Origin of the sequence: Chromobacterium rhizoryzae (genome assembly GCF_020544465.1) — a bacterium.
Classification (GTDB): Bacteria; Pseudomonadota; Gammaproteobacteria; order Burkholderiales; family Chromobacteriaceae; genus Chromobacterium.
In genome coordinates, this window is sequence record NZ_CP066126.1 from 13187 (window position 1) to 27438 (window position 14252).

Below are 14252 nucleotides of genomic sequence, written 5' to 3' on the forward strand. Positions count from 1 at the left end.
CGTCTCAGTGCGTCTCACAGGCCGGCTTGGCGGCGGCTGGCACGGCCGCCAAATCGCGGAACGCCTCCGGGTGATGCCGCCAATACCAATCCTTCACCTCCTCGTGGTCCAGCTCCAGGAAAGCCTTCAAGCCCGGCAACAGCAGCATGGGCAGCACGGTGGCCAAATGCAGCAACGCGAAGATCAGATAAACCCGGTCCAGCGGCAGCACATGCAGCAGCGCTCCGGCCAGCGCTGGCCCCAGCATCGAGCCTATCTTCACCAGCATCACATTGATGGCGGAAAAGCGCGCGCGGTAATTCTCCGGCACCGCCAGCGTGCGGTGGGTCTGGCCGATCAGCTGGTTCAGCGCGAACATCAGCCCCATCACCGCGAAACAGGCCAGGATCAGCCAAGGGTTGTCGCTGAGCGCCACCACCAGCATCAATACGCCGCAGACCAGCATGCCGAGGGTGCGCGCCTGGTAACGGCTGAAGCGGCGCAGCAGCACATGGGTGAACCATAGCGAACCCAGCAGCATGCCGGCGCTGATCGCCGCCTCGCAACCGCCCAGCCAGGCGGCGGACAAGCCCAGCGCATGCAGCTTGACCGGCAGCAAGGTGGTCACCAGCGGCATGAAGGCCACCAGGGTGATGAATACCGCCAAGGTCCAATAGCGTTCCAGCGGAATGCGCCAGCGCGCGTACAAGCCGCTGCGGATATCTTCCAGCCAGGGGCTGCGGACGGCGCCTGCCGCGCGCGGCGGCACGCGCACATATAAGGAGGCCGCGGCGGCCACCACCAGCAAGAAGGCATAGGCCAGCAGGGTCAGGGTGGGCGAGGTCGCCGCCATCAGGCCGCCGCCCAAGACCGGGCCGATCAGATTGCCCGCCGACTGCGAGCTTTTCTGTAAGGACAGCGCATCGCCCAGTCTGGCCGCCGGCACCATCTCGGCGGCGATGCTCAGCATGGACGGCAGCACGATGGACCAGGCCAGCATGGCCAGCGACTCCACTGCAATCACCCAGCCGATGCGATACCAGCCCATGGCCGCCATCAGCGCCAACAGCAGGGCGCTCAACATCGCCAGCAGCATGCCGCTTCCTATCAGCCGGTTCTTGGGCAGGCGGTCGCCCAAGGGCGCGGTCAGCGGCAGCGACAGCAACATCACCAGCGCGGTGATCGAGCCGAACCACGCCATATCGCGCGCGCCGCCGGATTGCACCACCCACCAGCTGATGGCGACGTAACCGGCGCCCATCGCCAGCCCGCTCAGCACGTCGCTCAGCATCAAGGCGTAAAACGGCGCGGGCAGGCCCTCCAATCGTTGACGCAAGGTTTGCTGCATGAGGGGGGCTCCTGGGCGGTGGGGATGCGCTTAGCTTAACAATTAATGACTAAGGCATAAAGTCTGCGCCGAATAATTTGCCGGAAAGCGGGTTTTTCGGAAAAACCGGGGAAAATCTGCCCGCTTTCGCAGCTTATCTGCCGACGACAACAAGCTGGGAAGCCTTGTTTTCCGGCTTGCCCAAAAGTTCTTGTAAAATTCTTTATGGATGATGTTCATTTAAATCATTGACTTAGGTGTTGATATCTTAAAAACCCTCTCTTTTTTCAAAATAGGTGTTGACGGAGCGAGGGCTGTAACGTATATTTCACCTCCTCAGCAGACAACGCAGCGGCGGAAACGAAACGCAGCGACCTGCACCGATCTTTAACAGAACGAATAACCGATAGGTGTAAGTGCTCGGTCGATGACCAAACACTTGCACTGCAAGACGAGAAATGTCTCGATGTTTCTTTGATCTTGCGTGCCAGAAAATTTGCTTGGAATTGAACTGAAGAGTTTGATCCTGGCTCAGATTGAACGCTGGCGGCATGCTTTACACATGCAAGTCGAACGGTAACAGGGTGCTTGCACCGCTGACGAGTGGCGAACGGGTGAGTAATGCATCGGAATGTACCGTGTAATGGGGGATAGCTCGGCGAAAGCCGGATTAATACCGCATACGCCCTGAGGGGGAAAGTGGGGGACCGAAAGGCCTCACGTTATACGAGCAGCCGATGTCTGATTAGCTAGTTGGTGAGGTAAAGGCTCACCAAGGCGTCGATCAGTAGCGGGTCTGAGAGGATGATCCGCCACACTGGGACTGAGACACGGCCCAGACTCCTACGGGAGGCAGCAGTGGGGAATTTTGGACAATGGGCGCAAGCCTGATCCAGCCATGCCGCGTGTCTGAAGAAGGCCTTCGGGTTGTAAAGGACTTTTGTCCGGGAGCAAATCCTAGTGGTTAATAACCGCTGGGTCTGAGAGTACCGGAAGAATAAGCACCGGCTAACTACGTGCCAGCAGCCGCGGTAATACGTAGGGTGCAAGCGTTAATCGGAATTACTGGGCGTAAAGCGTGCGCAGGCGGTTGTGCAAGTCTGATGTGAAAGCCCCGGGCTTAACCTGGGAACGGCATTGGAGACTGCACGACTAGAGTGCGTCAGAGGGGGGTAGAATTCCGCGTGTAGCAGTGAAATGCGTAGAGATGCGGAGGAATACCGATGGCGAAGGCAGCCCCCTGGGATGACACTGACGCTCATGCACGAAAGCGTGGGGAGCAAACAGGATTAGATACCCTGGTAGTCCACGCCCTAAACGATGTCAACTAGCTGTTGGGGGTTTGAATCCTTGGTAGCGTAGCTAACGCGAGAAGTTGACCGCCTGGGGAGTACGGCCGCAAGGTTAAAACTCAAAGGAATTGACGGGGACCCGCACAAGCGGTGGATGATGTGGATTAATTCGATGCAACGCGAAAAACCTTACCTGGTCTTGACATGTAACGAACGCCGCAGAGATGTGGTGGTGCCCGAAAGGGAGCGTTAACACAGGTGCTGCATGGCTGTCGTCAGCTCGTGTCGTGAGATGTTGGGTTAAGTCCCGCAACGAGCGCAACCCTTGCCATTAGTTGCCATCATTAAGTTGGGCACTCTAATGGGACTGCCGGTGACAAACCGGAGGAAGGTGGGGATGACGTCAAGTCCTCATGGCCCTTATGACCAGGGCTTCACACGTCATACAATGGTCGGTACAGAGGGTCGCGAAGCCGCGAGGTGGAGCCAATCTCATAAAACCGATCGTAGTCCGGATCGCACTCTGCAACTCGAGTGCGTGAAGTCGGAATCGCTAGTAATCGCAGATCAGCATGCTGCGGTGAATACGTTCCCGGGTCTTGTACACACCGCCCGTCACACCATGGGAGTGAGTTTCACCAGAAGTGGGTAGGCTAACCGTAAGGAGGCCGCTTACCACGGTGGGATTCATGACTGGGGTGAAGTCGTAACAAGGTAGCCGTAGGGGAACCTGCGGCTGGATCACCTCCTTTCTAGAGAAGGTTGTTGATCGAGTACTTACAGCCTATCGGTTATTCGCGAGTTTGAGTCTCGCGATCAGAGTGCTTGGATGAGTACTGTGATCGCGTTGTTTGAACGCACTGATCTTTAACAAACTGAAGAAGCCGAATATATAAAGACGGCGAGAAGGAAGCGTAGAGTTAACTCTTTACGCGGACGGATCGTCATCTTGGGTATTTGATTGTATCTAGGCTACGTCGCCATATCAAAAGGGGCGGTGTAGTCGTCGCACAAACACACTTGTTGTTTTGGTGATCTAGGTTACTGAAATGATAGGGTCAAGCGACTAAGTGCATCTGGTGGATGCCTTGGCGATCATAGGCGAAGAAGGACGTGTAAGCCTGCGAAAAGCGCGGGGGAGCTGGCAATAGAGCTTTGATCCCGCGATGTCCGAATGGGGAAACCCCTCCGCAAGGAGATCCCAGACTGAATCCATAGGTCTGAGGAGGCGAACGCAGCGAACTGAAACATCTAAGTAGCTGCAGGAAAAGAAATCAACCGAGATTCCGTTAGTAGTGGCGAGCGAACGCGGAAGAGCCTGTACGTGTTATGGATTGTGTTAGTGGAAGGTTCATGGAAAGGACCGCCATAGTGGGTGATAGCCCCGTACACGAAAACGCATTCCAAGGACTAGGCGTACGATAAGTAGGGCGGGACACGAGAAATCCTGTCTGAAGATGGGGGGACCATCCTCCAAGGCTAAATACTCATGATCGACCGATAGTGAACCAGTACCGTGAGGGAAAGGCGAAAAGAACCCCGGGAGGGGAGTGAAATAGAACCTGAAACCGGATGCATACAAACAGTGGGAGCGGACTTGTTCCGTGACTGCGTACCTTTTGTATAATGGGTCAGCGACTTACGTTCAGTAGCGAGCTTAACCGAATAGGGGAGGCGTAGGGAAACCGAGTCCGAATAGGGCGCTTTAGTTGCTGGGCGTAGACCCGAAACCGAGTGATCTATCCATGGCCAGGATGAAGGTGCGGTAACACGCACTGGAGGTCCGAACCCACTAGTGTTGCAAAACTAGGGGATGAGCTGTGGATAGGGGTGAAAGGCTAAACAAACTCGGAGATAGCTGGTTCTCCCCGAAAACTATTTAGGTAGTGCCTCATGTATCACTTCCGGGGGTAAAGCACTGTTATGGCTAGGGGGTCATTGCGATTTACCAAACCATGGCAAACTCTGAATACCGGAAAGTGCGAGCATGGGAGACAGACGGTGGGTGCTAACGTCCATCGTCAAGAGGGAAACAACCCAGACCGCCAGCTAAGGTCCCAAATGATCAGTTAAGTGGTAAACGAGGTGGGAAGGCATAGACAGCCAGGATGTTGGCTTAGAAGCAGCCATCATTTAAAGAAAGCGTAATAGCTCACTGGTCGAGTCGTCCTGCGCGGAAGATGTAACGGGGCTCAAACTGATAACCGAAGCTGCGGATTTGCACGTAAGTGCAGATGGTAGGGGAGCGTTCTGTAGGTCTGTGAAGGTGTCTCGTAAGGGATGCTGGAGATATCAGAAGTGCGAATGCTGACATGAGTAGCGATAAAGCGGGTGAAAAGCCCGCTCGCCGAAAGCCCAAGGTTTCCTACGCAACGTTCATCGGCGTAGGGTGAGTCGGCCCCTAAGGCGAGGCTGAAAAGCGTAGTCGATGGGAAACGGGTTAAAATTCCCGTACTTTTATGCAGTGCGATGTGGGGACGGAGAAGGTTAGGTCATCAGACTGTTGGAATAGTCTGTTTAAGCCGGTAGGCTGGGGTGGTAGGCAAATCCGCCGCCCCTTAAGGCCGAGACGTGATGACGAGGGTCTACGGACCTGAAGTGACTGATACCACGCTTCCAGGAAAAGCCACTAAGCTTCAGCTGCATAAGAACCGTACCGCAAACCGACACAGGTGGGCAGGATGAGAATTCTAAGGCGCTTGAGAGAACTCAGGAGAAGGAACTCGGCAAATTGATACCGTAACTTCGGGAGAAGGTATGCCTCTTAGAGTGAATCCCCTGCGGGAGGAGCTTTGAGAGGTCGCAGAGAATCGGTGGCTGCGACTGTTTAACAAAAACACAGCACTGTGCCAACACGAAAGTGGACGTATACGGTGTGACGCCTGCCCGGTGCTGGAAGGTTAAGTGATGGGGTGCAAGCTCTTGATCGAAGCCCCAGTAAACGGCGGCCGTAACTATAACGGTCCTAAGGTAGCGAAATTCCTTGTCGGGTAAGTTCCGACCCGCACGAATGGCGTAACGATGGCCACACTGTCTCCTCCTGAGACTCAGCGAAGTTGAAGTGTTTGTGAAGATGCAATCTCCCCGCTGCTAGACGGAAAGACCCCGTGAACCTTTACTGTAGCTTTGCATTGGACTTTGAACAGACTTGTGTAGGATAGGTGGGAGGCTATGAAGTGGGAACGCTAGTTCTCATGGAGCCGTCCTTGAAATACCACCCTGGTGTGTTTGAGGTTCTAACCTTGGTCCGTGATCCGGATTGGGGACAGTGCATGGTAGGCAGTTTGACTGGGGCGGTCTCCTCCCAAAGTGTAACGGAGGAGTTCGAAGGTTACCTAGGTACGGTCGGAAATCGTGCTGATAGTGCAATGGCAAAAGGTAGCTTAACTGCGAGACCGACAAGTCGAGCAGGTGCGAAAGCAGGACATAGTGATCCGGTGGTTCTGAATGGAAGGGCCATCGCTCAACGGATAAAAGGTACTCCGGGGATAACAGGCTGATACCGCCCAAGAGTTCACATCGACGGCGGTGTTTGGCACCTCGATGTCGGCTCATCACATCCTGGGGCTGTAGCCGGTCCCAAGGGTATGGCTGTTCGCCATTTAAAGTGGTACGTGAGCTGGGTTCAAAACGTCGTGAGACAGTTTGGTCCCTATCTGCAGTGGGCGTTGGAAGTTTGACGGGGGCTGCTCCTAGTACGAGAGGACCGGAGTGGACGCACCTCTGGTGTACCGGTTGTGACGCCAGTCGCATTGCCGGGTAGCTAAGTGCGGAAGAGATAACCGCTGAAAGCATCTAAGCGGGAAACTCGCCTGAAGATGAGACTTCCCTGAGGGCTTGACCCTCCTGAAGAGTCGTTCGAGACCAGGACGTTGATAGGTCGGGTGTGGAAGCGCTGTGAGGCGTTAAGCTAACCGATACTAATTGCTCGTGAGGCTTGATCCTATCATTTGAGTGGCTTGGGAAACCGAGTGACGAGATAGTGGTTGTGCGACACAATTGAATACCGAATATATGTGGGTTGATCGAGTATCGACCTAGGCTTCTTCAAGTTTGTACCAGTTTATGTCTGGTGGCCATAGCGAGGTGGTCCCACGCCTTCCCATCCCGAACAGGACCGTGAAACGCCTTAGCGCCGATGATAGTGTGGCATTCGCCATGTGAAAGTAGGACACCGCCAGACGCCCCATTGCAAAGCCCAGCTCACTCGAGCTGGGCTTTATGCATTGTGCTGTTGAACGGCGACACGGAAGCCTCCCCTAAGGGAGGCTTTGTTGCGTCCGGCCGTCAGTAATAGCTGACCACCAATTGGCCGCGTTGCTTGTCTTTGGGCGTGAGGATATTGAAGCTGCGTAGCTTGTCGCTGCGATCCAGGTCGTAGCCTTTGGCGGCGACCTGGCTGCTGGCTAGGGCGTCGGCGTTGGCGCGCACCGGCAGGTTCTCGCCGTTGGCCGCGAGGGCCTGGATATGGACCGGCGCCTTGCATTTGCCGACTTCCAGCCGGCTGGGGCCGTTGACGCGGCTGGGCGCGTCGAGCGCCAACGGGCATTGGGCTTCGACGATGCGGCCGCTGAAGGTGATGACCCCGCCGTCGGCGTAAGCAAAAGACGACAGCAGCAGGAAAGCCATGGCGGCGAGAGGCGCTGGATGTGTCATGTGGATACCCCGTTTGATCTAGTGACGTTGCGCTCAGCGGTCTGTGGCCGCTGTGGTGGTGTGGCCTTCTAGGTATAGGCGGTATCCGGACTGATTCCAGGAAAAAATTAATATATTAAAACTATATTTAATAGAAAATTACTATAAATGTTTTAAATCAAGCCTTTATTGGATTGAGTTTGTTTAAAGTCTGAGTCAGAAAAGCCGCTCTCCGGTTTTGGAGGAGCGGCTTTTTTCATGGGCGCGGCGGGGCGTGTTCAGCCGGTCTGCCCGGCGCGTTGCTCCAGCTCCCTTTGGCGTTCCGTCTTGATGATTTTGTAGATCCATTGCAGCGATACGCCGTAGCGACGCGCCAGTTCCGCGTGGTTGCCGCCGGTGAATTCGCCGTAGATCTGCTGGTCGCGGAGGGAGGACTGATAGGACAAGCCGATGGGAAAGTAGATGTTCTGTCCGCCCCAGTGTTTGGCCATGCGTTCGGCGATTTCCTGCCCCAGTTGCTCCGCTTGTTGTTGTTCGGTGTTGGCGAGCTGTTTCAGCGTCATGGCCACGTGCTGGGCCAGGTCGACGAGCAGTTCCGGTCCTTTGCTGCGAAAGCGTGCTTGCATGGCGTTGTCCTTTGGCGGCGGTATCGATGACGGCCATTATCGCCGTCTTCGCGCGCGCGGCCCGGATGACGGCTGTCAGCGCCGGCGCGGTCCGCCTTTCTGTAAAGAGGGTTAAAAGACCGCAATGGGGACGATGGCGCATCCTTGCCCTCGTTCGATGGCCAGGCGTCGTCGGCAACCGTCCTTGCGAGTGATCTCGCCTTTCTTCCCACGATGTCCAGGAGCCCGCCCGTGGCCAGCACTTCCCAAATCGTTGACGCGCTGTTGGCGCGTTTGCGCGGCGCTTTGCCGTCATTGAGCGTCGAGCATTGCGCCGCGCCGGCCGATTACCGGCTTGAACATCCGCAAGGCGCGCTCTTGTTGAGCTATCGAGGCAGCCAATTCGCCTTGCCGCGCGATGTGGCCGGCGTCTGCCAGCTGCGCACGCTGCAGTTGGAGCTGACGCTGCTGCTGCGGCGCGCCGGCGCGCAAGTCAACGACACGGAAGCGCTGGACGCGGTGCGGCGCGCCTGCCTGGGATTCTCCGCGCCGGATTGCCGACCCGCCTGTCTGTCGAGCGAAACCTTTTTGGGCTTCAGCGACGGCATCGCCCGTTACGCCATTTCGCTGGCCGCCGACACCTTGCAGGTGGCGGAGGCGGCCCTGGGGCATGAGCCTGTGTTAACCGCAGTCACTAAGGAGGAGCAAGCATGAAGTATTTGTATTCCGGGCCGATCAGCGGCGTCACTTTGGCCGACGGCCAGGAAATCATGTTGTTTCCCGGCGCCGAGGTGGAGATGCCGGAACAGCACGATTACACCCGCGTGCTGTTGGCCTTGCAGCATCTGAGCCCGTTGCCGCAAGCGGCGGCGGCATCGACGTCCCCTAGCGCTGAACAAGGAGCTTGAGCATGGCAGCCAATTATCTGCATGGCGTGGAAACCATTGAAGTGGAACGCGGCGCGCGCCCGGTGCGCACCGTCAAATCGGCGGTGATCGGCCTGATCGGCACCGCGCCGCTGGCGCCGGAAGCGGCCAATACCCCGGTGTTGTGCCTGTCGGAAAAAGACGGGGCGGCCTTTGGCCCGCAGCTGGCCGGCTTCACCATTCCGCAAGCGCTGAACGCGATCTACGATCACGGCGCCGGCACCGTGGTGGTGATCAATGTGCTGGACCCGGCGCTGCACAAGAGCTCGGTCGCCGGCGAGGCCGTGACGCTGGACGCGGCCACCGGCCAGGGCAAGACCGCCAAGGCGGCGCTCTTGAACGTGACGGTGAAGAGCGCCGACGGCGCCACCGCCTACGTGGCCGGCACTGACTACCTGCTGGACGCGGTCAACGGCAAGATCACCCGCCTGAAGGACGGTGCCATCGCCGCCGGCGCCGGCCTGAAAGTCAGCTATGACTACGCCGACCCGGCCAAGGTCACCGCCGCCGACATCATCGGCGCGGTCAACGCCGCCGGCAACCGCACCGGCCTGAAGGCGCTGCAAGACACCTATAACCGTTTCGGCTTCTTCGCCAAGCTGTTGATCGCGCCGGGCTTCTGCACTCAGAACTCGGTGGCCAGCGCGATGGCGGCCATGGCCGACAAGCTGGACGCCATCGCCTATGTCGACGCGCCCATCGGCACCAGCTTCGCCCAGGCGCAAGCGGGCCGCGGCCCGGCCGGCGGCATCAACTTCAACACCTCCAGCGACCGCGTTCGCCTGTGCTATCCGCACGTCAAGGTGTTCGACCCGGCCACCAACGACACCCGTCTGGAGCCGCTGTCGGCCCGCGCCGCCGGCCTGCGCGCCAAGGTGGACAACGACAAGGGCTTCTGGTGGTCCAGTTCCAACCAGGAGCTGGCCGGCGTCATCGGCGTGGAGCGCCAGCTGACCGCGATGATTGACGATCCGCAGTCCGAGGTGAACCTGCTGAACGAGCAGGGCATCACCACGGTGTTCTCCAGCTTTGGTTCGGGTTTCCGCCTGTGGGGCAACCGCACCGCCGCCTGGCCCAACGTCAGCCATATGCGCAACTTCGAGAACGTGCGCCGCACCGGCGACGTGATCAATGAGTCGATCCGCTATTTCAGCCAGCAGTTCATCGACATGCCGCTGAACCAGGCCACCATCGACGCGCTGGTGGAATCGGTGAACGGCTACGGCCGCAAGCTGATCGGCGACGGCGCGCTGCTGGGCTTCAAGGCCTGGTTCGACGTGGCGCGCAATCCGGAGACCGAGCTGGCCGCCGGCCATCTGCTGATCAGCTACAAGTACACGGTGCCGCCGCCGCTGGAACGTCTGACCTTTGAGACCGAGATCACCTCGGAATACCTGTTGAGCCTGAAGGGAGGCAATTGATCATGGCAGGCAAGATTGAAATCAACCGCATCACCAACGCCAACATCTACATCAACGGCAACTCGCTGCTGGGCCGAGCCGAGGAGATCAAGCTGCCGGACGTGTCCGCCATCATGCAGGAGCACAAGGCGCTGGGCATGGTAGGCAAGATCGAGCTGCCGGCCGGCTTCGACAAGCTGGAAGGCGAGATCAAGTGGAACTCCTTGTACAAGGACGTGGCCAAGATCATCGCCAATCCGTTCCAGGCGGTGCAGCTGCAGGCCCGCTCCAGCATCGAGACCTACGGCGCGCAGGGCCGCTTGCAGCAGGTCAGCCTGGTGACCTTCCTGACCGTGATGTTCAAGAAGAACCCGCTGGGCACCTACAAGCAGCATGAAAACGCCGATTTCAGCTCTTCCTTCTCCGCCACCTACATCAAGCAGGTCGTGGACGGCGAGGACGTGCTGGAGCTGGACTACCTGGCCAATATCTTCCGGGTGGGCGGCAACGACATGCTGGAACTGTACCGTCGCAATATCGGCGGTTGATGGAGGGCCGGCCGCCGGCCGGCTTGTTTCTCTCTTTCCGCGCGGACAAGGCTGGACCCGGCTTGGCCGGGTCCGCCGGAGCCGCGGGGAGGCGACCGGCGGCTTCAAGCCTTTCCCTAAAGGGCTTTAACAGACCCGACGGGCCGTAAACCGGACAATGAAGCTCATCAACCACGCAGCCCGCGACCAAGGAGCTCACATGAAGATCAAACTCAAATACCCGTTCACCAACGCCGCCGGCGAACGTCTGGACAGCCTGGACATCAGCCGTCTGAAGCGCGCGGATCTCAAAGCCGCCAGCCATCACAGCCAGGACGACGCGGACCAGGAGGATTTCCTGTTCGCGCGCATGACCGGCCTGACGCTGGAAGACATCGACCAGCTCGACATCGCCGACAGCCGCGCGCTGGCGGACTGCTTTCGCGACATGGTGGGCGTCTCCGACGACGCTTAAGGACTTCGACGAAGCGCTGCTGACCGTGCTGGGCCTGCCGCCGTCGGAAATCGACGCGCTGGCGATGGACGACTACTGGTTTTGGTGCGAGGTGGCGGAGCGAGAGATCCAGCGCCGTCACGAGCGCGAACAGCAGTGGCTGGATCGAGACTGATTTTTCCTGCGCCGCGCGTCCGCGCGGCCCGGGGCCGGCCCGTCCGTCAGGACGCCCGCCGGCCCCACCCGGAGCCGCCGGAGCTGGTTTGGCGGCCTTCCCCTCATACTCACAGGCTAACACCATGGTAAGCGAGTTTTTCATCGGTCTTAAGGTGGGAGCGACGCTGTCCGGGGTCTTCGACAACGCCTTCCGTTCCGCCCGCGCCTCCTTGGACGAACTGGGCAAGACCAGCTTGCGCCTGCGCGACCGCCAGCGCGAGCTGAGCGACAGCGTGGAGCGTTCCCGCAAGGCCTTCGCCGCGCTGGATCTGCCGCAGCTGGAACGGGATCACCGCAAGCTGGAATTGACGCTGGACCGCTTGCGCCGGCGTCACGACGCCTGGCTGGACAGCGTCAAGCGCGGGCAGGGTGTCAAGCTCGCTCTGCCCGGCGTGTCCCAGGTCAGCGAGATGGTGGCCAAGTGCCGCGTCGAGCTGCAGGCCTCGGTGAAGGTCAAGGCGGTGATCGAAGTGGAACAGCGGGTGCTGGAAAGCCAGGAGCGGCAAAAAGACGCCACCTGCAATCCGCGCCCGCCGACCGTGCCCAAGCGCCCGACCCCGCGCGGCGACGGCGGCGACAAGTCCAAGGACGCGCCGCCCGATCTCGAATCCACCCTTCAGCGTCTGCGCACGCCCGGCATCCAGCGATGGATAGGCGTGGCCGACGCTGTTCAGCTGTCCTCGCGCTGGCTGTCCGACGCCGCCGGCAAAACCCACGAAGTCTTGTCCAAAGGCCTGGGCAATAAGGCCTTGCGCTATGTGCACGGCAAGCTCAATCCCTTGCTGGGCGGCAAACTGCCCAGCGTGGACGCCATGCTGGGCGCGCTGGCAAGCACTCGCGACGCCGGCGACACCGTCGCCAAGGGCGCGGCCAGGGTGGGCCTGGCGCTGCGCCGCTACGCCGACACCCCGGGCAGCGTGCTGGCCAAGATCGCCGCCGCCAGTGAGACGCTGCTGAAAGAAGACGGCGCCAAGGTGCCCCAGCCGGGCAAGGCGGGAGGCGCGGCGGCCAAAGGCAAGGCCGGCGGCGGCAAGATCCGTTCCGCCATTCGTCTATTGCAAGGCCTGCCGGCGCCGGACGCCACGCCCCTGATCGAATTCAACGACAAGGTGGGCAGCATCAGCCGCGATGTGGCCAAGGCGGCCGGCACCGTGCACAAGACCTTGTCGCAAGGCATGGGCAACAAGGCGCTGCGCTATGTGCACGGCAAGCTCAACCCGCTGCTGGGCGGCAAGCTGCCCAGCGTGGAAGGCCTGCTCGGCTCGGTGAAAGCGCTGGAGGACGGCGCGACCAAGGCCGGCGAGATCAGCGACAAGGTGGGCAAATCGCTGCGCCGTTACCAGGACACCAAGGGCGGCTTGCTGAGCAAGCTATGGGCCGCCGGCAGCGAATGGTTCAAGGAAGACAAGCCGGGCGCCACTCAGAGCGAGACGGACAAACCCGGAAGCAGCCAGAGCCAGGCGGACAAGCCCGGCGGTTGCATGGAGGCCAAGCCCGAGAACTGCTGCTGTTGCTGCCAGCCGGCCACGCGCGACATCGACAAGCCCGGCGACGGCATGGATCCGGATCGGGACCAGCGCAAGAAGGAAGAGCGGCGCGAGCGCGGCCGCAAAGAGCGGCGACCCAGGCCCAAGCCCGGCCCGAAACGGAGGCCAAGCCCGCAGCCGAGACCGAGCCCCAGACGGAGCCCGCGTCCGCGGCGGCTGCCCAAGGGCCGCGGCCTGCCAGGCGGCATCGGCGAAGCGTTCCGTCGCGGCGCGGCGCTGGCCAAGGCCGGAATCAAAGGCTTGGGCAATGCGCTGAAGCAGGTGCCTGGCATGCTGCGTAGCGGTGCGCAGAAAACCGGGGACTGGCTCAAGAGCCTGCCGGGCAAGGCCAAGGCCGGCGCGCAGAGCGCGGCCAGGGCGGCGGGTTCGGTGGCCAGCCGTGCCGGAGCGGGGCTGAAGCGCCTGCCCGGGCTGGCGCGCGGCGGCATCGGCGGCGCGGCCAAGCTGGCCAAGGCGGCGGCCCAGCGCGCGGGGCCCTTGTTGAAGGCCGGCGCCGGCGTGGTCAAGGCCGGACTCGGCATCGGCAAGGAAGTGTTCAAGCGCACCGGCGGCCTGCTCAAGGCCGGCGTCGCCGGTTCGGTGATCACGGCGTTGGAGGCCGGCCAGGAGGCGTGGAACGTCAGCAAGTCCAATCGCAGCCAGACCGAGAAGAACAAGGAGTACTGGAAGATAGGCGGCAAGGCCGGCGGCTCCATCGGCGGCGCGGCGATGGGCGCGGCCATAGGCAGCATGATTCTGCCCGGCGTCGGCACCTTGGTGGGCGGCGTCATCGGCCACTTCGCCGGCAAGTACGCCGGGGAATGGGCCGGCGGCAAGGTGGGCCAGGCCATCCACGGCGCGCCCATGCCCGGCAAGGCCAAGCAGCCGCCCGCCGCGCCGCCTGCCGCCACCCAGCCGCCGTCGTGGCCGCCCAAGGTGGACTTCGGCGCGTCGGCGGGCAAGCGCGGCGGGGTCGGCGCGGAAGTGACGGCCAGCGTCTCGGTGTCCGCCCAGGCGGAAGTGCGCGCCCGGCAGCTGCAACGCCTGCAACAAGGCGGCGCGGCGGCCAAGTCGCCGGGCAAGAGCGCTGGCGGCGGCATGAACGTCACCTTCGCGCCGCACATCACCGTCACCGCCAGCGCGGCGGCCACGGTCAAGCAGCAGGTGCAGCAGGCGGTGCAGCTGTCCTACGCCGAGTTCGAACGCCTGATGCGGCGCTACGAGGCGGACAGGCAACGGCGCAGTTACAGCGCCCGCGCTTGAGAACCGGCGTGCGATTCAGCTGCGCTGCGTGAGACGTGGCACGGTGAGTACACCTTCGAAATGCTCATGTCCCACTCGACCATTTCGTGTCTCGCTCTTGCT

Annotated in this window: 10 protein-coding genes and 3 rRNA genes; 10 read left to right on the forward strand and 3 right to left on the reverse strand. The window is 60.7% G+C overall.

The features are described from left to right. Positions 1–4: 4 nt before the first annotated feature. Positions 5–1327 carry an MFS transporter gene (locus JC616_RS00060; protein ID WP_227106009.1) on the reverse strand — a complete coding sequence of 441 codons (1323 nt, stop codon included), beginning with the start codon at positions 1325–1327 and terminating at the stop codon, positions 5–7. Positions 1328–1814: 487 nt separating this feature from the next. Here JC616_RS00060 and JC616_RS00065 point away from each other — a divergent pair. The 3 genes from JC616_RS00065 to rrf all read left to right on the forward strand — a co-directional run bounded on the left by JC616_RS00065 (position 1815) and on the right by rrf (position 6781). Continuing rightward, a 16S ribosomal RNA gene (locus tag JC616_RS00065) occupies positions 1815–3350 on the forward strand. 304 nt (positions 3351–3654) lie between these two features. After that, positions 3655–6543, forward strand: a 23S ribosomal RNA gene (locus JC616_RS00070). Positions 6544–6666: 123 nt separating this feature from the next. Next, positions 6667–6781, forward strand: a 5S ribosomal RNA gene (gene rrf, locus JC616_RS00075). The 16S, 23S and 5S rRNA genes sit together here, the layout of an rRNA operon. Positions 6782–6885: 104 nt before the next feature. On the opposite strand, the gene JC616_RS00080 is transcribed toward rrf, so the two are convergent. Together JC616_RS00080 and JC616_RS00085 are read right to left on the reverse strand one after the other, a co-directional pair. Next, positions 6886–7254 (reverse strand): hypothetical protein, encoded by a 369-nt coding sequence (locus JC616_RS00080; RefSeq protein ID WP_227106011.1) that lies wholly within the window; start codon positions 7252–7254, stop codon positions 6886–6888. Between the two features lie 257 nt (positions 7255–7511). Continuing rightward, the gene (locus JC616_RS00085) at positions 7512–7859 is read right to left on the reverse strand and encodes a Mor transcription activator family protein (protein WP_107801535.1); all 348 of its coding nucleotides are present in this window, start codon (positions 7857–7859) and stop codon (positions 7512–7514) included. 231 nt (positions 7860–8090) lie between these two features. On the opposite strand from JC616_RS00085, the gene JC616_RS00090 reads away from it, so the two are divergent. From JC616_RS00090 to JC616_RS00115, 7 genes are all read left to right on the forward strand, one after another. Beyond that, positions 8091–8552 carry a Gp37 family protein gene (locus JC616_RS00090; protein WP_227106013.1) on the forward strand — a complete coding sequence of 154 codons (462 nt, stop codon included), beginning with the start codon at positions 8091–8093 and terminating at the stop codon, positions 8550–8552. Next, the gene (locus tag JC616_RS00095) at positions 8549–8746 is read left to right on the forward strand and encodes a hypothetical protein (RefSeq protein ID WP_107801533.1); all 198 of its coding nucleotides are present in this window, start codon (positions 8549–8551) and stop codon (positions 8744–8746) included. The genes JC616_RS00090 and JC616_RS00095 overlap by 4 nt, the downstream gene beginning before the upstream one ends. A 2-nt stretch (positions 8747–8748) precedes the next feature. Beyond that, complete coding sequence (locus JC616_RS00100) at positions 8749–10185, forward strand: phage tail sheath subtilisin-like domain-containing protein (protein WP_227106015.1); 1437 nt, start codon at positions 8749–8751, stop codon at positions 10183–10185. 2 nt (positions 10186–10187) lie between these two features. Next, positions 10188–10712 (forward strand): phage major tail tube protein, encoded by a 525-nt coding sequence (locus tag JC616_RS00105; protein WP_043592621.1) that lies wholly within the window; start codon positions 10188–10190, stop codon positions 10710–10712. Between the two features lie 199 nt (positions 10713–10911). Beyond that, positions 10912–11166 (forward strand): phage tail assembly protein, encoded by a 255-nt coding sequence (locus tag JC616_RS00110; protein WP_107801531.1) that lies wholly within the window; start codon positions 10912–10914, stop codon positions 11164–11166. A 25-nt stretch (positions 11167–11191) separates the two neighbouring features. Then, entirely contained in the window at positions 11192–11320 is a 129-nt protein-coding gene (locus JC616_RS24480; protein WP_191186169.1) for a GpE family phage tail protein, read from the forward strand. Positions 11321–11444: 124 nt separating this feature from the next. Then, positions 11445–14150, forward strand: a complete 2706-nt coding sequence (locus JC616_RS00115) for a hypothetical protein (RefSeq protein ID WP_227106017.1) — start codon at positions 11445–11447, stop codon at positions 14148–14150. The last annotated feature ends 102 nt before the right edge of the window (positions 14151–14252 follow it).

Excerpts from the sequence above, each read along its gene's own strand:
- JC616_RS00085 (WP_107801535.1), bottom strand. The coding sequence starts at position 7,859 with ATGCAAGCACGCTTTCGCAGCAAAGGACCGGAACTGCTCGTCGACCTG.
- JC616_RS00105 (WP_043592621.1), top strand. The coding sequence starts at position 10,188 with ATGGCAGGCAAGATTGAAATCAACCGCATCACCAACGCCAACATCTAC.
- JC616_RS00100 (WP_227106015.1), top strand. The coding sequence starts at position 8,749 with ATGGCAGCCAATTATCTGCATGGCGTGGAAACCATTGAAGTGGAACGC.
- JC616_RS00110 (WP_107801531.1), top strand. The coding sequence starts at position 10,912 with ATGAAGATCAAACTCAAATACCCGTTCACCAACGCCGCCGGCGAACGT.
- JC616_RS00080 (WP_227106011.1), bottom strand. The coding sequence starts at position 7,254 with ATGACACATCCAGCGCCTCTCGCCGCCATGGCTTTCCTGCTGCTGTCG.
- JC616_RS00095 (WP_107801533.1), top strand. The coding sequence starts at position 8,549 with ATGAAGTATTTGTATTCCGGGCCGATCAGCGGCGTCACTTTGGCCGAC.
- JC616_RS00060 (WP_227106009.1), bottom strand. The coding sequence starts at position 1,327 with ATGCAGCAAACCTTGCGTCAACGATTGGAGGGCCTGCCCGCGCCGTTT.
- JC616_RS00115 (WP_227106017.1), top strand. The coding sequence starts at position 11,445 with ATGGTAAGCGAGTTTTTCATCGGTCTTAAGGTGGGAGCGACGCTGTCC.